A 21,632-nucleotide genomic window follows, 5' to 3' on the forward strand; every position below is an offset into this window, starting at 1 on the left:
CATCCCAATGTTTTGAGCCCAAACAAATGAGGAGCAGCAATGAGTTCCCCTCTCTGCATCGAAACTGAAGAAGAACTTGCCACGTCATCCTCCGATCAAACGACACCTCTTGCCGAAGGTGAATTTTCCCGCCGCTCGTTTGTTAAGGCTGCTGGACTTCTGAGTGCCGCCGCCGTCACCGGCCTACCGCGTCTGGCCCACGCCGAAGACGCGCAGGCGGCAGCCGCCACCGAACCCCACACGATTGATCTGACGCTCAAGATCAACGGGCACACCTATTCCCTGCCCGCGCTCGACACGCGCACGTCGCTGCTGGACGCATTACGCGAACACCTCGACCTGACCGGCAGCAAGAAAGGCTGCGACCACGGCCAGTGCGGCGCCTGTACGGTGCTGGTCGATGGCCGCCGCGTCAACTCCTGTCTGACGCTGGCCGCCACAGTCGAAGGCACGGAGATTACAACGGTCGAAGGCTTTGCCCAGGGCGAAACGCTGAGCCCGGTACAGGAAGCGTTCCTCGAACACGACGCCTTCCAGTGCGGCTACTGCACGCCGGGACAAATCTGCTCGGCGACGGCGCTGCTCGAAGAGCACAAGCGGCACGACCTCAGCGCCGTCTCGTTCAACACCGGCCAAACCACCACGCCCGAGCTGACCGACAACGAGATCCGCGAGCGCATGAGCGGCAACATCTGCCGCTGCGCCGCCTACCCCAACATCGTCGCCGCTGTTCGCGCCGTTGCGAAAGGAGCACGCGCATGAATCCCTTCAGCTATGAACGCGCCAGCGATTCCAGCGCCGCCGTCCGCGCCGTCTCTGCGCACGGTGCCAAGTTTCTCGGCGGAGGCACCAACCTCGTCGATCTGATGCGCGACGGCGTGGAGAACCCGACCCGGCTCATCGACGTCAACCACCTGCACCTCGACGAGGTCACGCGCCTGCCCAACGGCGGCGTGCGCGTCGGAGCCAGCGTGCGCAACAGCGACCTCGCCAACCACGAGATCATCCGCGCGCACTACCCGTTGCTCTCGCAGGCGCTGCTCAACGGCGCGTCGCCGCAGCTCCGCAACATGGCCACCACCGCGGGCAACCTGATGCAGCGCACCCGCTGCTACTACTTCATGGACACCGCCTTCCCTGCCTGCAACAAGCGCGAACCCGGCTCAGGCTGCGCGGCCATTCAGGGCTTCAACCGCATCCATGCCATCCTCGGCGCAAGCGACTCGTGCATCGCAACAAACCCCTCAGACATGAACGTGGCCCTTGCCGCGCTTGAAGCCACGGTTCATGTGGAAGGGCCGAGCGGCAAGCGTGCCATTCCGATTGCCGACTTCCATCTGCTTCCCGGCAGCACGCCGCACATTGAAACCTCGCTCAAGCCCGACGAACTCATCACCGCCGTCGAGCTGCCCGCACCGAAGTTTGCGAAGCACTCCTATTACCTCAAGGTGCGCGACCGCCAGAGCTATGCCTTCGCGCTCGTTTCAGTGGCTGCGGGCCTTGAACTCGAAGGCAACACGATCAAGTCTGCCGGTCTTGCCCTCGGCGGAGTCGCGCTGAAGCCCTGGCGATCACTCGAAGCGGAAAAATCGCTCAAGGGAGCCGCGCCTACAGCCGAAGCCTTCACGAAGGCCGCGAAGCTCGCACTCGACGGAGCGAAGCCGCAGAAGGACAACGCCTTCAAAATTGAACTGGCGAAACAAAGCATCGTCCACGCTCTCACCTTAGCCGCGAAAGGAGCACAGGCATGATCGCCATGCAGGAAGATAAAGCCACCCCCGCCCGTCAGCTCGACCACCGCTACGACGGCGTCGCCAAGGTGACGGGCCGCGCCAAGTACGCAGCCGAGTTCCCGGTGAAGAACGTCGCCTACGCCTACATCGTGCAGGCCGACATCCCCTCGGGTGAGGTCGCGTCCATCGACCAGGGCGCAGCCTCGCGCGCCGCCGGAGTCTATGCGGTCCTCACGCCGTTCAACGCGCCGAAGCTTGGCCCGGTCGGCAACGTCAACGTGCTACAGGACACGACGGTCTACTACAGCGGCCAGCCGATTGCGGTCGTCGTTGCGCGCTCGCTGCCCGAAGCGCGTCAGGCCGCTACGCTGCTCCGCATCCGCTACAACGAGAAGCCCGCGAAGATCGGCTTCGAGAAGCACCTCGCAGACGCCCGCCCGCCCGGACGCGGAGGCGTGCAGCGTCGCGGCGATCCCGCCGCCTCGCTCGCCAAGGCGGCCGTTGTGCTCGATCAGGTCTACAACACGCCCATCGAAGTGCATAACCCGATGGAACCGCACGCCACGCTTGCCACATGGGACGGCGACAAACTCCAGGTCTACGACGCCACGCAGGGCATCAGCGGAGTCAAAGGAAACCTTGCCCGCGCCTTCAATATTCCGCAGGATAGCGTCCACGTGGACTGCCCGTACACTGGCGGCGGCTTTGGCTGCAAAGGCTACGTCTGGTCGCACACGATTCTGGCCGCGATGGCCGCCAAGGTTGCGGGCCGGCCGGTGAAGCTGGTGCTGGGCCGCGAGCAGATGTTCGGCCCCGTCGGCGCGCGTCCCAACACGCGACAGCACATCAAGCTCGCCGCGGCGAAAGACGGCAAGCTGCTGCTCCAGCAGCACGAGTCCACGTGCTACACCTCGTTCATTCAGGACTGGGTGGAGGGCGCGGCGAACCAGACCACGCTGCTCTATGACAGCGAATCGCTCCAGGTGGAGCACAAGGTTGTGCCGGTCAACCTCGGCATGGGCACGTGGATGCGCGCGCCGGGCGAGTCTACCGGCAGCTTCGGCCTTGAAGTCGCCATGGACGAGCTTGCCGAAAAACTCAATATGGATCCGGTGCAGCTTCGCATCATCAACAATGCGGAGAAGGACCCGAGGCAGGGGCGTCCGTGGTCGAGCAAGCACGTCCTCGAATGCTACAAGCAGGCAGCCGACCGCTTCGGCTGGTCGAAACGCTCCGCCCAGCCCGGCCAGCACCGCGAAGGCGACTGGCTCGTCGGCCATGGCATGGCCACGGCCAACTATGGCGCGGGACGCTCGCCCTCCTCCGCCGTCGTGCGCATTCTGCCTAACGGTCGCGTGTATGCGGGCATCGGCACGCAGGACATCGGCACCGGCACCTACACCATCCTCGCGCAGGCGGCGGCTCAGGCGCTCAATATGGATCCCAGCCTCGTCGATGTCCAGCTCGGGGACACGTCGCTGCCCCGCTCCGGCGGCTCCGGCGGCTCGACCACTGCGGCCTCTGTGTGCCCGGCTGTGTACGATGCGGCTATCGCAGCCAAACAGAAGCTCGCCGAACTCGCCGTCGCCGATCCAAAGTCTCCGTTCCACGGCGCCAACGCGAACGATCTTGACACGCGCGATGGTCGGCTCTTCCTTCGGTCAACCATGGCCAGCGCAGGGGCGGACCCGGAATCGATCACCGCGCTCATTGCCCGCAACGGGGGCAACGCCATCGAGGCGGAGGCCACGTCGAAGATGCCCGAGGACCGCGACACCTTCACGTCGCACTCCTGGGGAGCGGTCTTCGTCGAGGTCGCCGTCCACGCCCACACGCACATGGTGCAGGTGCGCCGCGCCGTCGCCACCTACGACATCGGCAACCTCATCAATAAAAAGACCGGCACCAACCAGCTCTCCGGCGGCATCGTCTGGGGTATCGGTATGGCTCTGCACGAAGAGGCGGTCATTGACCCCGTCTACGGCCGCACCGTGAACGAGAACTTCGCGGAGTACCACGTCCCCGTCAACGCCGATGTCCACGAGATCGACGTGACCTGCCTCAATATCCCCGACTACAAGTTCAGCCCGCTCGGGGCGCGAGGCATCGGCGAGATCGGCATCACCGGCGTCGCCGCCGCCATCTCGAACGCCATCTACAACGCAACCGGCAAGCGCGTCCGCGACCTGCCCATCACGCTCGACAAACTCATGGCATAAGCAACCATCATCAAGGCCGCTGAGATCACCTCTCCAGCGGCCTTTTTGATGCAGACAATGAAAACAGCGGTAAGTATAGGCACAACAATCATGCCGCTGACACCGTGAATGAATTACACGAAATGCTACCCGTAACAAACTGTATAGGAAGTGCTTACCGAGCAACCCTATTGACGCCGCTGATAGAATGAACTTATAGCAACCACTCAGGCCCGGAGATCTCCGGGCCTTTGCTTTCCTCTGATGACCATTCGGGTCTACCGGGATAGTCCATACCTAAGTCTTTTGTTCAAAGTATTTTGGATACTAAATAGGGGGAGGGGGTACCTCCGGAGCATCCGCCGAATCACTACGCCGGAAGGCAAACAACATGCGAAGATAGCGGAACGCATGAATCTGAGTTCCCTGCTCCACCAAACCTTCGGCTTCCATGACTTCCGAGCCAATCAGGAAGCCGTCTGCCGCGCGGCAACGGAGGGCCGCGATGTCCTCCTGGTCATGCCCACCGGAGCCGGAAAGTCGCTCTGCTATCAACTTCCGGCGCTCGCTCGCGGAGGCACTGCACTGGTCATCAGCCCGCTGATTGCCCTGATGGACGATCAGGCTGCCAAACTCTCCGCGCTCGGGCTCCGCGTCGGCCGTATCCACTCAGGCCTCTCGCGCGAAGACGCTCGTCAGACCTGCCGCGACTATCTGGACGGCTCGTTGCAGTTTCTCTTCATCGCGCCGGAGCGCCTGCGCGTCCCCGGCTTCCCTGAGATGCTGGCCCGACGCAAGCCGGCGCTCGTCGCCATCGACGAGGCGCACTGTATCTCGCAATGGGGACACGATTTCCGCCCGGACTACCGCACGCTCGGCGACCATCTACCTCTGCTGCGGCCCGCGCCCGTAATTGCACTGACGGCAACGGCCACGCCCGCGGTGCAAAAAGACATCGTCGCGCAACTGAAGCTCGACGACCCGGCACTGTTTATCCACGGCTTCCGCCGCACCAACCTCGCCGTCGAGGTGGTCGAGATGTCGAAGCCGCGCCGCAACGAATTCACCGTCAACCTGCTCAAGGACCAGGCAAACCGTCCGGCGATCGTCTACGCGCCGAGTCGCAAAGCCTCCGAAGAGCTGGCGTCGCTGCTCGGCGGAAGCGCCGCTGCGTATCATGCAGGTCTGGAGCCGGCGACGCGCGAGCGAGTGCAGCGTCATTTCCTCAACAGCGAACTTGATATCGTCGTCGCCACCATTGCGTTCGGCATGGGCATCGACAAGGCCAACGTTCGCACCATCGTCCACCTTGCCCTGCCCGGCAGCGTAGAGCAGTACTACCAGGAGATCGGACGCGCCGGACGCGATGGCCAGGCAAGCCGCACCATCCTGCTGCACAGCTTTGCCGACCGCAAGATGCACGATTTCTTTCTGGAGCGCGATTACCCTGCCGCAACCGAACTCTCGCGCGTGGTGAAAGCCCTGACCGCCGAGTTCCAGATGCCGGAGATTCTGCGGCAGCGCCTCAAGATGGATGTTGAGACCTTCGATAAAACCGTAGAGAAGCTCGTCGCGCAAGGTGCAGCAGCGATCGACATGGCAGGCAACGTCCGCTCGACTGGCGTGACAACCTGGCGCACGGGTTATGATGCGCAACTCGCCTTCCGCCGCAGCCAGATTGACCGCATGGCTGCCTTCGCCGAGACGCCGCAGTGCCGGATGTCCGCGCTCGTCCAGCACTTCGGCGATACTGCCGATGGCCTGCGCCCCTGCGGCCACTGCGACTTCTGTTCGCCCGAGCGCGCCACGGCGCAATCATTCCGCGAACCGACCGCGCAGGAAGACCGCCAGCTCCGCGCGATTCTCGAAGCACTGGAAGCAGTCCAATCAAAATCAACCGGAAAACTGCATACCGACCTCGCGCTGGGAATTGACCGAAGACAATTCGACGCCTATCTCGACTCCCTTACCCGCGCCGGTCTTATCACGGTTACGCCCGATACCTTCACCAACCAGGCGGGCGAAGTGATCACCTATAAACGCGCGGCGCTGACCCACGAAGGCAGGATGCTTCGCCCGTCGGACCCGCTCTCGGCCCTGCTTGCGGACGCAGCAGGCAATGCGAGTCCGAGCAACCGGAAGCCAGGCAGTCGTAAGTCAAAAAAGACAGGTAGCTCCGTCCACTCGGCTGACTTCACGCCGGAACAGAAGAGACTTGAAGCAGAGCTCCGCGCGTGGCGCAAAGCTGAGGCTGCCAAAACAGGCAAGCCGGCCTTTATCGTCCTCTCCGATGCCGTCTTGCTCAATATTGCGGCGGCACAGCCCCGTACCATCCCCGAGTTGCTGAACATCTCCGGCATCGGCCCTGAAAAGGCCGACCGTTACGGAGCAGCGATCTGCGCCATCTGCAATTCGAGCCCTGTTCCCGAAGAATTCGGCGCAACCTCCGCGCCCGTCGAGCGTCCAACGTCCATGAGGAAACCGACGCTAAAACACGCCGCCCGAACCGAGGCCCCGTCGAGCGAGGCCCCGGAGACCTTTCACCGTTACCGCGCCGAAGCGCCTGACCCGTCCGAGTCGCTGACGCCGGACCAGCAGGTGCTCGACCAACGCCTGCGCGACTGGCGCAAATCCGAATCGGAAAAACTTGGCCTGCCGCTGTTCTTTGTCCTGAGTTCGTCTACGCTGCGCAGCATCGTCCTGCTGCGCCCCCGGACGATTGCTCAGCTCAAGACAATCAAAGGACTGGCACAGGACAAGATCGATCGCTTCGGAGCAGGCATCATTGCAGCCTGCACTGCTTAGCCTTCCGGTTGAGTCAGGCCCGCCTGGGCGAGCAGCTTTTCGTCAAGCGCAATGAACAGCCCGTGTGCGCGCGCAAGCACCGTGCCTTCGGGCAGACGCAATTCAGCCAGGTGGAACAACTTGCGCCCTTCGCGCCTGAGATGACGACCTTCGAGTACAAGTGACCGATGCAAAGGCGCGGGCCTGAGGTAGTCGATCTCCATGTGGCGCGTCATGGCCAGCACGTTCAGCGGACGGTTCAGCTTGCTCATTGCTTCATCGAGCAGCGCTGCGACAATACCGCCGTGAATGTAGCCCGGAGGGCCTTCATGCAGCCGGGTGAGATTCACGTCCGCTGTCGCTGTGATTGCCGCAGGATTGCTCGCGTCGGTCGTGAAGATGAGGTGCAGCCCTTGAGGATTGGCCGGACCGCAGCCGAAGCAGTGGTTCGCCCGCTCATCGATGGTGGGACGGAATTGCGGCTTGTCCGGAGCATGGTGGGTGCGGTCTGGTGTGCTCATAGTGTTCGAGTTGCACGGTAGCACAGCGCAGGGCCACTCTGCATCTAACTCGTCAAAGCTGCTAAACTTAAGCTTTCCGCGGACAAACGAGGTAAACCCACCCGCCAACCGCGGCGTCAGGAGAGATTGTCATGGCAAACCCCACTACGAACGGAACCGGCAGCTTCGATACCCCGTCCCTTCGCCTCAAACTCGGTCTGGCCGAGATGCTTAAAGGCGGCGTCATTATGGACGTGATGAATGTCGAGCAGGCTCGTATCGCTGAAGAAGCGGGGGCCATCTCGGTGATGGCGCTTGAGCGTGTGCCTGCCATGATTCGTGCTGAAGGCGGCGTTGCCCGCATGGCGAATCCGAAGCTTATCAAGCAGATTATCGCCGCGGTCTCGATTCCTGTGATGGCCAAGGCGCGCATCGGCCACTTTGCCGAGGCGCAGGTTCTACAGGAGCTTGGCGTGGACTTCATCGACGAGAGCGAGGTGCTGACGCCCGCCGACGAGACTTTTCATATCGACAAGCACGCTTTTACTACTCCCTTCGTTTGCGGTTCGCGCAACCTGGGCGAGGCGCTGCGCCGGATTGCGGAAGGCGCGGCCATGATCCGCACGAAAGGCGAGCCCGGCACAGGCGACGTCGTTCACGCCGTGCAGCACATGCGGCAGATTGTGCGCGAGATCAAGGCTCTCACCGTGATGGGCGACGACGAGCTTTATAACGCTGCGAAGGTGCACGGCGCGCCTTACGAGCTGGTGCGCCTAGTCGCCAAGGCAGGCAAACTGCCGGTGCCGAACTTCTCCGCAGGCGGCATCGCCACGCCCGCTGACGCGGCCCTGATGATGCAGCTTGGCGCCGAATCCGTCTTCGTCGGTTCGGGCATCTTTATGAAGGAGCGCGCGACGCCGCTTGATGTGGAGAACAATCCGATTGAGCGCGAAGAGGCTGTCAGCCGCGCACGCGCGATTGTGATTGCAACGACGCACTACAATGATCCGAAGATCGTCGCCGAAGCCAGCGAACTGGTGACGGGTACCATGAAGGGTCTCGCAGCGGCAGCGATTGAAGAATCTCAGTTGATGCAGACTCGCGGCTGGTAATATCTGTAGCGCGATTGTTTCGCTCAAGGACGGATACACTTAGTTTATGGCCACCCAGTCTATCCGCCATCATGCGCCCATCCTTCCGGTCAAGGATCTTGCACGCGCGATGGACTTCTATCGCCGTCTCGGCTTCCATGCCGAGCCTTACCAAAACGGCGATGGTTACGGTTTTCTATGCCGCGACCGAATTGAGATGCATCTCAGCCAGACTGACCTGTTGATCGAAGACCGGAACCCCTGCGGCGTTTACTTCTATCTGGAGCGAGGCACGGCAGCCGCGCTTGAGGCTGAGTTCCGCGCCGCCGGTGCTACGATTCTTTCGCCGCTCGCCCCGCGCGAGTGGAAGATGAACGAGTTTGTCCTCTCGGACCCGGACGGTAATCTGCTTCGCTTTGGCGAAGACCTCTCAGACGGCTGAAGACACCTGAGACTCCGCGGCTTCTCTACAATCAAATACAGATATGACTGAGACATCCATTGCCATCGGCGTCCTTGCGTTGCAGGGCGCGTTTGAAGCGCACGCTCAAGCTCTTGAATCGCTCGGCGTAACGGCGCGGCTTGTGCGCACGCCTGCCGAGTTGAAGGGGCTCGACGGCCTGATCATTCCCGGCGGCGAGTCCACGACGTTCCTGAAGTTTTTGGAGCGTGATGGCTTTCTTGGCGCGCTCGAATCCTTCGTCAAGGACACTCCCGCGTTCGGCACCTGTGCCGGGGCCATCCTGCTTGCAAAAGAAGTCCATAATCCTCCGCAGACTTCTCTTGGTGTGCTCGATATTGCGGTCGAGCGCAATGCCTATGGTCGACAGATTGATTCCGCCATTCTGAACGAGCAGACGAAGCTGCCGGGAGGCCCGCTGGAGATGGTCTTCATCCGCGCGCCTCGCATCACGCGCACAGGCTCGGAGGTCGAGACCCTGGCCTCCCGCGATGGCTTTCCAGTTCTCGTCCGTCAGGGACACCTGCTTGCGGCGACGTTTCACCCCGAGCTGAGCCGCGACACGCGCGTTCATCGGCTCTTCCTCGATCTTGTTCGAGAGAAGAGACGCGGCTGAATCTTCGCAGCGGAGACGTGCTACTGCAACAGGTCGATTACATTCGCTATATAGAACGTCACCGGATCGTAGACCACGACATACCCCTGGTAGTAGCCCATTGCGTATCCGTGCGGCGGTGGCGGAAGTTGACCGTAGACGTCCGGCGGCAGTGGTGAGATATACGCGATGTTCGCGTAGGGGAAGAACCCGCCAATGATGAGACGGATGCGCCGTGCGCGGTTGATCTGCGCCAGCCTGCGCAGATAATAGCGGTGCAGATAGGCCTGGTTGCCGGGCCTGAAGCTGTAGGAAGGACGCTGCGGCGGGCGGTGTCCCCATTGCGGCGGCCTGACCGGACGGTGATGCGGCGGTCTTGACGGCGTAGGCCGGGACGGCGGACGTGTGCCGGGATTTGGGCGCGGAGGCGGACCGCCGGGGTTCGGACGGGACGGCTGCACCTGCGGGCGGCCATTGTTGCCGCCCGGCTGATTGCCGGGAGCACGCCGCGACTGGGATTGCGATTGGGGCTGCGCCTGCGTCTGTTGAACCTGTGCGATGGCGGGACAGGAGAAGGAAAAGGCAACCAGCGTGGTAACACCCAATGCGAGTTTGAGAGAGGTCATGGAGTCTCCAATACCTTTTGAGAACATACGAAGCTTAAACCTTTCCCTGTCGGGAAGCAAAGGAGGACTGTTTACCGGATAAAGCGGTAAGTCGTCGTTATGATATGCGATTCCAATCGTGTAAAATCGCACCATGCAAATCAGCCGCAACATGAACCTCATTCGAGTATTTCCTTTGCTGACCCTTGTTTTTGCTTCAACGGCGGCCGGTGCGCAACAAGTTTCCGCCTTTGGCAACTTCATTGCCAACTACCAGAAGCGTGTAACCGCGACGCAGGCCGAGCAGCCGCATTGGATTACACCGCTCGTGCTCGTCACGCCGCGGCTGGAACAGGAAGTGCGCTCCGACTTTGTTCGCCAGGTAACACCCAAAGGCTACTCGACGTGGCATCTGGGCAATGGTAAAGGACTCGAATTCATTCCGGAGCGCCACACGGAGATCATCGTCAACGTGCCATCGTTTATCGACCATACTGCTCCCGGGGCGCGCGATGGCTTTGGCGACTTCTCCGTGTTGATGAAGGAGCGGCTTTTTGCTCGCGATGAAGAGCACGGCAATGCCATCATTACGGCTTTTCTTGCAGGTAGTCTGCCCACGGGGAAGAACGGCAATGGAAGCTGCTGCGCGATCGTTACGCCAACGCTGGCTGTTGGCAAAGGCTGGGGTTTGCTCGCGCTGACCTCCACTGCCGGCGGATCGCTGCCCGTCTCCAACGCCAAGGGCCTTGGCCACGCCATCTCCTGGAACAATGCGGTGCAATACAGGCTGGGCCACGAGGGAGTTCGCCGCCTCTTCTGGCCTGAACTGGAGTTCAACTCGACCTTCTTAAAGGGTGGCCCGACCGACGGGCGAACTGTCACCTATGCGACGCCAGGTCTTGTTGTCGGACGCATTCCGCTTCGGCGTTCTTCGTCGGACGCGCCGAGTCGGCTTGGCCTTACGTGCGGTGTCGGCGAACAAATCGCTGTTACCCACTACCACACGACGAACCACAATCTTATCTTCACGCTGCGGATGCCCTTCTGAGCAGATTTGAGTGACGGCCTCGCCCACCGACTGAGGTCGTCGCAGGCGCGCAGGCGACGCGGTATTCTGCTAAGGTGCCCGGGCTCTTCGTCGTCACTTCGTTGCTGTCCCTTCTGCCTGCCGACGCCAGCGCGCACGGCCCTGCGCTCGACCGCCAGCTTCTGCTGAGCCTCTGGATCATTCTTGCGCTCTTCGCGCTAGCGCACATCATTCTGATTGTGGGTCTTGCGGCGCGACGGCACTCTGTACAGCGAAGCGTGTGGCAGATTGAGTATCTACCGCTGCTTGCGTTGGCCATTCTGTTTGCCGTTATGACTGTTCGCGCGGAGCGCCTGTGGGCGGCAACGCGCTACACGGGAGCGTCGCTTACCGCGCTTCAGGTGGAAGTCACCGGCGTGCAGTTCGCGTGGTACTTCCGCTACCCCGGCACCGACGCCACCTTCGGCCGCACGCTTCCACAACTGGTTGCGCCGGGCGAAGGCAACCCGCTCGGTATCGATCCGGCTGATCGGCACTCCGCCGACGACATCGTCTCGTCGCAGCTTGTCCTGCCCATCGGCCGCGAGGTCGATCTCGCCATCCGCTCGCAGGATGTGATTCACGGCTTCTCCGTTCCAGAGATGCGACTCAAGCAGAATGCAGTTCCCGGCGAGACGATCCACATTCACTTCACGCCAACAGCCAAGGGGACCTACGCCATCCTCTGCACGCAGGTCTGCGGCATGGGCCACTATCGCATGAACGCGAACCTCCACGTCGTGACGCCGTTGGAGTTCGACCAGTGGTTGGCCCAGCGAGAGAAGGCGGTCCAGCCATGACTCTTCTGCGCCGCGTCGTCTCGACCGATCACCGCATCATCGGCATTCAATATCTTCTGCTCGCGCTGACGTCGGTTGCGATCGGCACCATTCTGTCACTGCTGATGCGAATCCATCTTGTCTGGCCTGGCTGGCGTCTGCCACTCTACGGCGTCATTCTGCCGGAAGATTATCTGGCGCTTGTGACCATTCACGGCACGATCATGCTGTTTTTTGTTCTGACGACCGCGCCGCAGTCCGGCTTCAGCAATCTCGTCCTTCCAGCGCAGATTGGCTCACGCCGCATGGCGTTCCCTGCTCTGAACGCGGCGAGCTTCTGGCTGACGGCGGCGGCGCTCGTTGTGTTGCTGTGCAGCACCTTCGCTCCTGGAGGCGCGCCTATCTCCGGCTGGACAGCGTATCCGCCGTTGAGTGCCGTTCCAAGCGCAGGTCCTGGACAGGGTGCAGGGATGGACTTCTGGCTCGCAAGTCTCGCGTTGTTCGCCATCGCGTCTACCATCGGCTCGATCAATACGCTTGTCACCATCATTCGTTTTCGCTGTGAAGGCATGACGTGGGAGCGGCTGCCGCTCACGGTCTGGGGATGGTTCACCGCCGCGCTGCTGAGCGTGATTGCGTTTTCAGTGCTGCTGGCCGCGATTCTGCTGCTCTTCTGCGACCGCCACGCCGGAACCAGCTTTTTCCTGCCGGCGGGTGACCTCGTCAACGGCGTGCTTCACAGCGCGCACGGCAAGGGTGGAGGCAGTCCCCTGCTCTGGCTGCATCTCTTCTGGTTCTTCGGCCACCCGGAGGTGTACATCGCTATCCTGCCCGGCCTTGGCGTAACCTCGATGCTGTTGGCGAACTTCAGCTTCAGACGTGTCTTCGCCTACCGCACCATGATTGTGACGACGCTGATGATCGGCTTTCTCGGCATTCTGCTTTGGGGGCACCACATGTTTGTCGCCGGATTGAATCCTTTCGCGGCGTCGGTGTTCTCTATTTCAACGATGGCCATTGCCCTGCCCGCCTCGGCCAAAGTGTTGAGCTGGCTGGCGACGACGTGGCGCAGCCGCCCGTCGTATAAGACACCGATGCTCTTCTCGTTGGGATTCGTCTCGCTGTTTATCGCCGGAGGGCTGACCGGCCCTATACTCGCCCAGCCCATTCTGGACGAGTACCTGCACAACACCTTCTTCGTGGTCGCGCACTTTCACCTGATTATGGCGATGGCGGCGATCTTCGGTCTCTACGCCGCGACCTACTATTGGTTTCCGCTGATGAGCGGGCGGTTGATGTCGGAGGCTTTGGGACGATGGCACTTCTGGCTGACACTCGTCGGAGCTTATGCCACGTTCGTGCCGATGCACCTGGCCGGGCTTGCCGGGGAGCCGCGACACTACGCCCAGCTTACCGGGGTGCCCAATGCGGCGGGCGTGATGCTTGCCCGGCTCGTCCCGCTGAACCGCTTTATTACCTACTCGGCCCTGTTTCTGGCAACGGCTCAACTACTCTTTCTGTGGAATCTTGTCCGAAGTCTCCGGCGGGGTGCTCCGGCTTCTTTAAACCCATGGCTGGCCACGACCCTCGAATGGCACCCGGCCCTGAATCCGTTTGGACAGGCTGCCCCGGATGGGCCGCTGACCGTCCACCGCTCCCCTTGCCAGTATGAAATTACCCCCTCCGGGGAACTCTTTCTGCCACAATGGGCTCCCGACACGCTGGCCGATACAACCGGCGAGGCTACTTTCAACACCAAACCAGAGTAAGCTTGTTTTATAGATGGGCTGCGGGGCCGAAAGTTATGCCAGCGATCATCACTCCCAACAAGACCGACCAGGACCGTAAGCGGCACATTGAGGACCACGACAATGGCGCAGGCCGTCGTCCGCCGACCGATAAACGTACCGGCGGCGGGGGAGATAACGACAACTGGAGCGATGGCCCCAGTCGGCGCGGACCTCATGAGCGACTCAATCGCTACCGGATGGGCATCTTCTTTGCCCTGGCCAGCGACCTGATGTTCTTCGTCGCCATCGTCAGCACGTTCTTCGTCAACCAGTCCACCGGCCACATTGACGCCTACAACCACTACATCAACGATTGGTTCCCGACGACGATTCCGCCGATCCTCTGGCTCAACACCGCTGTGTTGCTCATCAGTTCTGCGACGATGGAGTTTGCCCGCCGCACCATGTTTCAGGAAAACGACGTGATGGATGAGTGGCTCGGTCTGGGCAAGCCGATTACCCGGCGCGCCGTCCCGTGGCTCTCGGCCACCATCGCGCTCGGTTTATTGTTTCTAGCCGGGCAATGGACAGCCTGGAAACAGCTTGCCTTGCAGGGGGTGTTCTTCAAGACCAGCCAGAGCAGCCATTTCTTCTACCTGATCACCGGCGTCCATGCCTTTCACCTGTTTCTTGGACTCGCGGGGCTGATTGCCGCCTTCATCGGGCTCTACGTCTCGCGCCAACTGGAGAACCGGCAGATTCTCGTAGACTGCGCGGCGTGGTACTGGCATACGATGGGGATTCTGTGGATCTTCCTGTTCACCTTGCTGGTTTTTTTCCAATGAAGCTGCGCCCGGTTCTCCTGACGGTGGCGGCTTTCGGAGTGTTTCTATTCCCTGCTCCAGTTCGCGCTCAGGGCTGTGTCCAGTGTCGTGACAACACAGCGGCAACTTCACCTGCAACGCAGCGTGCGTATCGTCATGCCATTGAAATGATGGTTGCCGTTGCAGGGGGCATCTTCATCACGACGCTCGTTCTGCTCAAGCGCCATTCGCCGGACAAGTAACTGTGGATAGTGAAAGCTTTTTCCTGCGGATGTAGCTCTTGCTGCGAGCAGGCGCTGTGCTGCAACAAGCAAAATGCGGGGATTCTTCGCTTCGCTCAGAATGACAATGTAAGGAAACGGTCATCGTCATGATGGAAGAACTTTAGAACCACCATACGAGAGTACTGTGCCGATTGCTCCGTGTGCCGTCTTAAAGCGCGGTCATTCTGAGCGAAGCGAAGAATCCCTGCATTGGTTCTTGTTGTTGCCTGTTCTCTGTCGTCCCGCACCTGAAGTGATGACGGGAACTTCTGAGACAAGCCTCTAGTACGGCACGCCCTTTTCGCGCTCGACCTTGAAAGCCCGCATGTACCACTCGAACTCGTCGAAGAATTTGCCTGAGCGCGACACGTCTCGCGTCAGGGATGTGCCGTCTTCGCTCAACGTGACGCCGATCCGAGGAATCGGCTGGAGCGATGGGATGGATGGCATTCCCACCTCTGCCAGCATGGCACGCAACTGCATCGCAGCCTTGACTCCGCCCCACTGTCCGCCGGAGTAGCAGACGATGGCCGACGGGCGGAAGAAGTACTCCTCCAGAAAATAATCGATCAGGTTCGAGAGACCGGGCGGAATGCTGTGGTTGTACTCGGCGCTCACGATGCAGAAGCCGTCTGCCTGCGCATACAGCTTTGCCAGCGGGAGCAGCTTTGCGTGAAGCTCAGCATACTCAGGCTGGGGATCTTTGCGGATCTCTTTCCACATCTTGTCGAGCAGGGGCAGCTTCAACTCGGCCGCGTCCACCAGAACGGGTTCGTGTCCGCGCTTCTTTAGCTCAGTGATGACCCACTTTGCCGCGCGGATGCCCATCCGCTCGCTCCGCACCGAGCCCAGTAACACAGCAACCACCATGGCTGTCCTCCTGAAGGAGTTCGGATGCAACTCAGAATCGGGGCCGTTGGGTCAGCGTTTTTTTGCTGCCTTCTTTGCGGGAGCGGGTTTCTTTGCAGGGGCTTTTTTCGCTATAGCTTTGGACTGCTTCTTAGCTACTGGCTTTGCGGCAACTTTCTTGACAGGAGTCTTCCTGGCCGGCACTTTAGCGGGCTTCTTCGGTGCTGACTTCGCTACAGGCTTCGTTGCGGCAGGCTTTGCGGCAGCCTTTGCCTTTACCGGAGCCTCGGCTTTTTTCGCTGGAGGGGGCTGTTTGGCCGCACCCTTGGCAGGAGCCGCGGGCTTCACGGCTGGCGCTGCTGCCTTCGCGGCCTTGCCCGTTGCAGGTGTTGTTACCGGAGATGTCTGGGCTGTCACCGCTGCTGTAGCAGCCGTGCCTTCAGCCGTTGCCGTGCTCTCTGCTACCGCTGCCTTCTTCCTGCTTCTTGGCGGCTTCGCATCCTTCTTTACCGCGCGAGCACGGCGCAGATGCACCGGCGGCGGAGGCGCGGGCGGCGAGTACGGCTCAAGGAACGCCTTCATCTCTTCGACTGTTCCAAGCTTGTTGTCCATCAGTTCGAAAAACAATTTATCGAGCAACTCATCGTAGCGCGGTACATCGGGGACGATCCGCATCTCCTGCATCAGTGCGTAGGGAATCTTCAGCCTGGCCTGGGGCCATTCGGTGTAGAAGCCTTTGAACTTATTCTGGATTGCCGCGCCTTTGCCATAATGCGCTGCCCAGAGCACGGCCTCGGGTTTGGCAGAGTACAACAGCTTCCAGGCCTGCGATGGCAGCGCAGCATCCTTGCCCGTAAGATGCGCGGCAAACGCCTTGCCTTCCTTCTCCAGCGCGTCAATCTCATGCACAAACGCTTTGCGGGGAAAGCTCTTCTTAAGGGCGGAGACGTCTTTCGGTGCCATCTTTGCCGTCAGCAGCGGAAAGTTCGCCGCCGATGCGTCGGGGTTGATGCCCTGCATCTGCAACTGGCCCTGTGCATCACGCAGCTTTTCCAGTTCACCATGATTTGCCTTCGACGAAGTCAGTGCCGGGAACAGGTGCTTCATCCAGCCCTCGGACTCCAGCCGCTTGATGACGCGCTGCGGGTCTTCCTCGTGGAAGATCTCCTCGGTCTCGTAGCCGCGCTGGAAGCTCGACATGGCGGAGATGTAGCCCTCCTGCTTGCCGGTTTCGTAGCGGGCCTGAGTGCGCTCGTCCATCTGCCAGCCCAGCCGGGCCATCAGCCGCACTGCGCGGATCATTCTCACAGGGTCTTCAATGAAGCCGTAGTTGCTGACCAGCCGCAGCTCGCGGTTCTCGATGTCTGCCACACCGTTCAGCGGGTCCATCAGCAGCGCATACGAGCCGTCGTTCAGCGAGAGCGCCATCGAGTTTGCGGTGAAATCGCGGCGGCGGAGGTCGTCCAGAATAGTCGCCGGTTTGACGACAGGCTTACCGGGTTTGGGATAGCTGACCGTGACCGTGCTGCCGATCTCCATACGCACGCCGCCGGGAAACAGCACGTACAGCGCCTGCATCAGCTCGTTTTCGGCTGAAATGACAGCGTGGGCTTTTTCTAATTCTTTCTTCAGCTTGAGAGCGTTTCCCTGAACTACTACATCCAGATCACGGACTGGCGACCCACTGGTCAGGTCACGGACTGCTCCTCCGGCCAGAAATGCAGTAAGTCCTTTGTTCCTAGCAATTTCCCGCACCTTGCCCAGCGCTTCCTGTTGGGCTTTGGAGAGACGATGTTCAAGCAGGTAGTTGTAGTCAGCCATATCCGCTACTTTGCTCCAGCCGGTCATTTACCGGGAACGGCCATCATCTGAATCGGCCTTCATTTCTGCGCGGCCAGACTAAACTCAGATAAATCAGACGTTTACAATCAAATACATGTCAGACACAAAATGTCACTCTAACACAGCGGTAGCAAAATAACTACCCTTGCGGTCGCTTTATTCGCGCTTCGGCCACCTGCCGTGCGACAATGCGCCTGACCGATGTCCTCCGCGCACAAAAAGGTGATTCTGCGCCGCTTGACTGGCGAGACGCTTGCAGGCTACCTGCCCCTGTCCGGCTTTGTGCAAAATGGCGCCATCCCGCTGCTCGACCTCTCGGGCAGGGTTGTGCCTGTCCACCTCGACGGTATCAAGCATGTCTGCTACGTCCGCGACTTCAACCTGAATGACACGGGCAACCCCGAGCGCCTGACCCGCAGAACGTTCCTGGCCCGGCCCCGGACCGAAGGGCTCTGGCTGCGCGTGACCTTCCGTTCGGGAGATCTGCTGGAGGGTCTCGCCCCGACCGACGCGACCCTGCTCGACGACCTCATTCAAGACGCCGGCCTCTTCCTTGTGCCGCCGGACACGCGCTCAAACACACAACGCATCTATGTTCCTCGGGCAGCCCTCAGCGAAGTGCAACTCATCGCCGTCATCACCTCGCCTTCGCGCCGCAAGCCTCTCCCGGCTGAAACGCTGCCTTCGCTACAGGAAGATCTCTTCAAGTCGTTGCCGCCTTCGACACGGCCGAATTGAGGGAGTAGGCACTAAGGCCTGTGGACTGGAAATCGAGGCCACGATGTAAGTATCGAGTCGCTATTCCCCAGGCATTGGTTCCTGCTTCTATAATCCCCAGCATGAAGCTTGCTGATCTTGCGCAACGTTTGGGCGCGACCCTCCACGGCGACCCGTCTGCCGCGATTACCGGCGTGGCTGGTCTTGAGACAGCCACGCCCGGAGATCTGACCTTCGTTGCTAATCCAAAGTACGCGGCGCTCGCGCGCACCACGAAAGCGACCGCCGTTCTGGTTGAGCCTGGATTTCCTGAGATTTCAGCCGCGACCTTGCGGATTGAAAACCCGTATCTGGCCTTTGCCCGGGCGGTCGAGCTTTTCTATCAGCCGCCAGCCTACGCTCCCGGGATTCACCCAACTGCCGTGATTGCCCCTACAGCGAAGATTGGCGCAAACGCACATATCGGGGCCTACGTTGTCATCTCGGACCACGTCACCATAGGCGACAACGCCGTCATTCTGCCGCATGTGGTCGTCTACCCGCACGTGCGCGCCGGGAAGAACCTCTTCGCCCACGCTCATGCGGTTGTCCGCGAGCACTGCCAGCTTGGCGACAACGTCGTTCTGCAAAACGGGGCCATCGTCGGAGCCGACGGCTTCGGCTTCGCCAAGCAGACCGACAATACCTGGTACAAGATTCAGCAGTCCGGCCCTGCCGTACTTGAAGATTCAGTGGAGATCCAGGCCAATGCCTGCGTGGATCGCGCCTCCATTGGCGAGACGAGGGTGCGGGCTGGGGCAAAGATTGATAATCTCGTGCAGGTTGGCCACGGCTCAACCGTCGGGGAAAACACGTTGCTCTGCGCGCAGGTGGGACTTGCCGGATCCACTGACGTGGGTAAGAACGTCATCCTTGCCGGCCAGGTCGGGGTTGCGGGACACTGTACGATTGGTGACGGGGCTATTGCTACCGCCCAGAGTGGCATCCCCAACGATGTTGAACCCGGAAAGGTCGTTAGCGGGTATCCCGCTATCGACAACCGGCAATGGCTTCGCTCTGTTGCACTGGTCAATCGTCTCCCAGAACTCCTTCGGAATCTGAAAGCAACGAGAAAATAATCATCCAAAGGGTGACATTTTCTCTTTCGGAAGCATCCTACAGGGTGTCGATGATGCCTGAGCCGCCGGAACTCCCCCCCAGCGCGTCACTCCAGACCGTGCCTCCGGGCGCGTCGCGGGTTCGTGTGCTTCTGCTCGACGACGAACCGGCCAACCTGCACCTCCGCACCGCCATCCTGCGCCAGCACGGCTATGAGTGCATCCCTGCCTCGACCATCGAAGAGGCTACGGAGCTGTTCAACGACATCGACATCGCCGTGCTCGACTACCATCTGGGTGCAGGACAGTTCGGCACCGAGGTGGCCAACCTGCTGCGACGCCGTCGTCCACATGTGCCCATCATCATCCTCTCGGCTACGCTTGACCGCTACTTCGGCGGCGTGGAGGACATGCACCTGCTCAAAGGCTACAGCTCGGTCGAAGACCTGTTGGGTGCGCTCAGCTCGCTTGAGGCAAAGCGTCGCGGCTCTCCGGTCGTTGTCGACGCGCGCGACTTCTTCTACTCGCGCATCTCGATGGCCATCGGCTCGGATGTTCTGGTGCAGATCTTCGATGACCGCGGTGTCTGGCAGTACTGCAATGACTCGGTGGCGGAGTATCTCGGAAAGCCGCGCGACTGGTTTCCCGGGCGCTCGGTCTTCGATGAGATGCCGACCCTGATGCGCGACTGGCGCGACGTGCTCCAGACCGTGACGCTCACGCGCGAGACCTACATTGACCGTACCCGTCGTGGCCTGCTGAGCCAACCGCGGCCCGAGGAGCAGAACCTGACCTGGAGCGTTCTCGCCTTTCCCATCACGCTGCACGACAACCGCAGCGGAGTCGTGCTCACTGCACGCATCATCGAAAACCCGCCGCTGCGTACCTCGCCGTTGCTGCCCTTCAATTAAGTTGTGATGTTGGTGCCGGGAAGGGGGCGTTGAAGCTCTCTTTGCCGAGGACAGCTTTTGCCGCATCCGCCATCGCCTCCAGACTTCTGTTGTCTGTTGCGTCCAGCACGACATTATGTGCGATGATGCATGCGACGGAACTCCGCGATGGATTTGTAGTCGGGATACAGCCGCTCCAACAGCCACATGACTTCCACGCTGCGACGGCACTCTGTCCCTAAGCGCCTCGAAGAGCGGATTTGATTCAGGTAGCCATAGAGGTACAGCTTCAGCAGAGAGCGCGGGTCGTAACCCGGCCTGCCTGTCTCGGCCGGTTGCGCCCGCTCAAAGCCAAGCTTGTCCATATCGAGTTGGCCGACGAAAGCGTCAACCACGCGACACATATGATCGGCAGGAACAAGATCATCCAGAACTGCCGGGAAGAGCGTCCCCTGATTGCGACCTTCACCTTGGATATAAGCCATAGACGATGACATCCCCTGTTGGAACCATTGCCCGATCTGCTATCCGACCAACGGTAAAAGCTATCCGACGCAAGTATCGTCTGAATAGCCAGATTTATCTTGACATAAAGTTTCCGTGGAAAGTACCATGGTTTCTATGGAAACTACTGCCACACCTGCGCAGCACCTATCAGACCTGGAGAGCCATCTCGGGTACTGGCTGCGACGGGTCTCTAACGCAGTCTCCGGAGGATTCTCTCGCGCTCTACAGGCTAAGCAAACGTCTGTTGCGGAATGGGTGCTGCTGCGCGAGCTTTCCAAGCGAGATCGAGCTGCGCCAGGTGAGTTGGCTGCGACGGTGGGACTGACGCGCGGAGCAGTGTCCAAGATCGTCGATAAGCTCGAAGCGAAAGGATGGATTCAAACAGAAGGAAAAGAGGGGGACAGCAGATTCCGTGTACTTTCCCTCACACGCGCGGGATTCAGGAGCCTCCCTGTTCTCGCCAAAATCGCAGACCAGAACGACGAATCCTTCTTCGAGTGCCTGAATACACGGGAGAAGAAGATACTCCGCGACCTGCTTATCAAGCTTGCGGAACATAATCGCATCCATGGTGCACCAACCGATTGAGGAGAAATGTCATGAGCAAAGCAATTGAGAACTTGATGGAGGCTCTGGAACGAGCCGAGAAGATTCGCCCCCGTGTTGGCGGCTTCCCGTATTTGGCTGAAGTGATGAGACAGACAGGCGTGACACGCAACGTATGGTCGCTCCCGGGATGTCAGAGTGTCTTTCTGACGCAAGACGGCCCTGTCGTAATGCAAGGCAAGCCTCTTGTTGAGGGAGTCGCCGACGTTCCCGCGTTCGATGAAGCCGCCCTGATTCAGGCACTCCGTGTTGATCAGGCCGGAGAAAGCACCTTCCCAGAGTTCCTCGATGCTTCGTGGCGGGCCGGAGTCGTTCGCTACGACGTTGATCTTGAGGCGCGCACTGTCGCCTACCAGGGTTGCAACGGTGAGGAGTACATCGAAGCATATCCCGCTGTCACCATCGGCTAGCTCTGGCCATGGGATTCCGCTCTGGATGGGAAGGATCCAGCGTACTGGCAACCTGGCTTCACCATCGGCTGACCAGGAACTCCGTT

General features: G+C 60.6%; 21 protein-coding genes and 1 pseudogene. 17 read left to right on the forward strand and 5 right to left on the reverse strand.

Features of this window, described 5'->3' with window-relative positions; genetic code table 11:
- The first annotated feature begins 39 nt into the window (after nt 1–39).
- The 4 genes from VFU66_RS01295 to VFU66_RS01310 all read left to right on the forward strand — a co-directional run bounded on the left by VFU66_RS01295 (nt 40) and on the right by VFU66_RS01310 (nt 6,736).
- Nucleotides 40–762: a (2Fe-2S)-binding protein gene (locus VFU66_RS01295; protein WP_326444417.1), complete on the forward strand. Its 723-nt coding sequence runs from the start codon at nt 40–42 to the stop codon at nt 760–762.
- On the forward strand, nt 759–1,751 hold the full coding sequence (locus tag VFU66_RS01300) for an FAD binding domain-containing protein (protein ID WP_326444418.1): 993 nt from the start codon (nt 759–761) through the stop codon (nt 1,749–1,751). The genes VFU66_RS01295 and VFU66_RS01300 overlap by 4 nt, the downstream gene beginning before the upstream one ends.
- The gene (locus tag VFU66_RS01305; RefSeq protein WP_326444419.1) at nt 1,748–3,952 is read left to right on the forward strand and encodes a xanthine dehydrogenase family protein molybdopterin-binding subunit; all 2,205 of its coding nucleotides are present in this window, start codon (nt 1,748–1,750) and stop codon (nt 3,950–3,952) included. Before VFU66_RS01300 ends, VFU66_RS01305 begins: the two co-directional genes overlap by 4 nt.
- Nucleotides 3,953–4,342: 390 nt before the next feature.
- The gene (locus VFU66_RS01310) at nt 4,343–6,736 is read left to right on the forward strand and encodes a RecQ family ATP-dependent DNA helicase (protein WP_326444420.1); all 2,394 of its coding nucleotides are present in this window, start codon (nt 4,343–4,345) and stop codon (nt 6,734–6,736) included.
- On the opposite strand, the gene VFU66_RS01315 is transcribed toward VFU66_RS01310, so the two are convergent.
- Nucleotides 6,733–7,236, reverse strand: coding sequence for a PaaI family thioesterase (locus VFU66_RS01315; protein WP_326444421.1), 504 nt, complete (start codon nt 7,234–7,236; stop codon nt 6,733–6,735). The two genes, VFU66_RS01310 and VFU66_RS01315, sit on opposite strands and share 4 nt — an antisense overlap.
- A 131-nt stretch (nt 7,237–7,367) precedes the next feature.
- Here VFU66_RS01315 and pdxS point away from each other — a divergent pair, with 131 nt between their 5' ends.
- Genes pdxS through pdxT form a run of 3 tightly spaced genes read left to right on the forward strand, consistent with a single transcriptional unit; the run spans nt 7,368 to nt 9,382 of the window.
- Nucleotides 7,368–8,327, forward strand: coding sequence for a pyridoxal 5'-phosphate synthase lyase subunit PdxS (gene pdxS, locus VFU66_RS01320; RefSeq protein WP_326444422.1), 960 nt, complete (start codon nt 7,368–7,370; stop codon nt 8,325–8,327).
- Between the two features lie 46 nt (nt 8,328–8,373).
- Nucleotides 8,374–8,748: a bleomycin resistance protein gene (locus tag VFU66_RS01325; RefSeq protein WP_326444423.1), complete on the forward strand. Its 375-nt coding sequence runs from the start codon at nt 8,374–8,376 to the stop codon at nt 8,746–8,748.
- A gap of 43 nt (nt 8,749–8,791) precedes the next feature.
- Complete coding sequence (gene pdxT / locus VFU66_RS01330) at nt 8,792–9,382, forward strand: pyridoxal 5'-phosphate synthase glutaminase subunit PdxT (RefSeq protein ID WP_326444424.1); 591 nt, start codon at nt 8,792–8,794, stop codon at nt 9,380–9,382.
- 20 nt (nt 9,383–9,402) lie between these two features.
- On the opposite strand, the gene VFU66_RS01335 is transcribed toward pdxT, so the two are convergent.
- Nucleotides 9,403–9,987 (reverse strand): hypothetical protein, encoded by a 585-nt coding sequence (locus VFU66_RS01335; RefSeq protein ID WP_326444425.1) that lies wholly within the window; start codon nt 9,985–9,987, stop codon nt 9,403–9,405.
- Nucleotides 9,988–10,138: 151 nt separating this feature from the next.
- On the opposite strand from VFU66_RS01335, the gene VFU66_RS01340 reads away from it, so the two are divergent.
- The 5 genes from VFU66_RS01340 (at nt 10,139) to VFU66_RS01360 (ending at nt 14,607) form a co-directional block, all read left to right on the forward strand.
- Nucleotides 10,139–11,014 carry a hypothetical protein gene (locus tag VFU66_RS01340; RefSeq protein ID WP_326444426.1) on the forward strand — a complete coding sequence of 292 codons (876 nt, stop codon included), beginning with the start codon at nt 10,139–10,141 and terminating at the stop codon, nt 11,012–11,014.
- A 74-nt stretch (nt 11,015–11,088) separates the two neighbouring features.
- Nucleotides 11,089–11,832, forward strand: coding sequence for a cytochrome c oxidase subunit II (locus tag VFU66_RS01345; RefSeq protein WP_326444427.1), 744 nt, complete (start codon nt 11,089–11,091; stop codon nt 11,830–11,832).
- Nucleotides 11,829–13,580, forward strand: a complete 1,752-nt coding sequence (locus tag VFU66_RS01350; RefSeq protein ID WP_326444428.1) for a cytochrome c oxidase subunit I — start codon at nt 11,829–11,831, stop codon at nt 13,578–13,580. The genes VFU66_RS01345 and VFU66_RS01350 overlap by 4 nt, the downstream gene beginning before the upstream one ends.
- A 35-nt stretch (nt 13,581–13,615) precedes the next feature.
- On the forward strand, nt 13,616–14,386 hold the full coding sequence (locus tag VFU66_RS01355) for a cytochrome c oxidase subunit 3 (protein ID WP_326444429.1): 771 nt from the start codon (nt 13,616–13,618) through the stop codon (nt 14,384–14,386).
- Complete coding sequence (locus tag VFU66_RS01360; RefSeq protein WP_326444430.1) at nt 14,383–14,607, forward strand: copper resistance protein CopC; 225 nt, start codon at nt 14,383–14,385, stop codon at nt 14,605–14,607. Before VFU66_RS01355 ends, VFU66_RS01360 begins: the two co-directional genes overlap by 4 nt.
- A 303-nt stretch (nt 14,608–14,910) precedes the next feature.
- On the opposite strand, the gene VFU66_RS01365 is transcribed toward VFU66_RS01360, so the two are convergent.
- Nucleotides 14,911–15,498: an NADPH-dependent FMN reductase gene (locus VFU66_RS01365; RefSeq protein WP_326444431.1), complete on the reverse strand. Its 588-nt coding sequence runs from the start codon at nt 15,496–15,498 to the stop codon at nt 14,911–14,913.
- 51 nt (nt 15,499–15,549) lie between these two features.
- Complete coding sequence (locus VFU66_RS01370) at nt 15,550–17,298, reverse strand: tRNA nucleotidyltransferase/poly(A) polymerase family protein (RefSeq protein ID WP_326444432.1); 1,749 nt, start codon at nt 17,296–17,298, stop codon at nt 15,550–15,552.
- A 222-nt stretch (nt 17,299–17,520) separates the two neighbouring features.
- Between VFU66_RS01370 and VFU66_RS01375 the strand changes: the two genes are divergently transcribed.
- From VFU66_RS01375 to VFU66_RS01385, 3 genes are all read left to right on the forward strand, one after another.
- On the forward strand, nt 17,521–18,057 hold the full coding sequence (locus VFU66_RS01375) for a DUF6982 domain-containing protein (protein WP_326444433.1): 537 nt from the start codon (nt 17,521–17,523) through the stop codon (nt 18,055–18,057).
- Nucleotides 18,058–18,158: 101 nt separating this feature from the next.
- Nucleotides 18,159–19,154, forward strand: a complete 996-nt coding sequence (gene lpxD / locus VFU66_RS01380) for a UDP-3-O-(3-hydroxymyristoyl)glucosamine N-acyltransferase (protein WP_326444434.1) — start codon at nt 18,159–18,161, stop codon at nt 19,152–19,154.
- Nucleotides 19,155–19,204: 50 nt separating this feature from the next.
- Complete coding sequence (locus VFU66_RS01385; RefSeq protein WP_326444435.1) at nt 19,205–20,044, forward strand: response regulator transcription factor; 840 nt, start codon at nt 19,205–19,207, stop codon at nt 20,042–20,044.
- 131 nt (nt 20,045–20,175) lie between these two features.
- Here VFU66_RS01385 and VFU66_RS01390 read toward each other — a convergent pair.
- A pseudogene (locus tag VFU66_RS01390) lies at nt 20,176–20,508 on the reverse strand (transposase); the annotation flags it as partial.
- A gap of 136 nt (nt 20,509–20,644) precedes the next feature.
- Between VFU66_RS01390 and VFU66_RS01395 the strand changes: the two are divergent.
- Together VFU66_RS01395 and VFU66_RS01400 are read left to right on the forward strand one after the other, a co-directional pair.
- Entirely contained in the window at nt 20,645–21,118 is a 474-nt protein-coding gene (locus VFU66_RS01395) for a MarR family winged helix-turn-helix transcriptional regulator (protein WP_326444441.1), read from the forward strand.
- 11 nt (nt 21,119–21,129) lie between these two features.
- Complete coding sequence (locus VFU66_RS01400) at nt 21,130–21,546, forward strand: DUF1398 domain-containing protein (protein ID WP_326444436.1); 417 nt, start codon at nt 21,130–21,132, stop codon at nt 21,544–21,546.
- Nucleotides 21,547–21,632: the final 86 nt, after the last annotated feature.

Source organism: Edaphobacter sp. (assembly GCF_035763405.1).
Lineage (GTDB): Bacteria > Acidobacteriota > Terriglobia > Terriglobales > Acidobacteriaceae > Edaphobacter.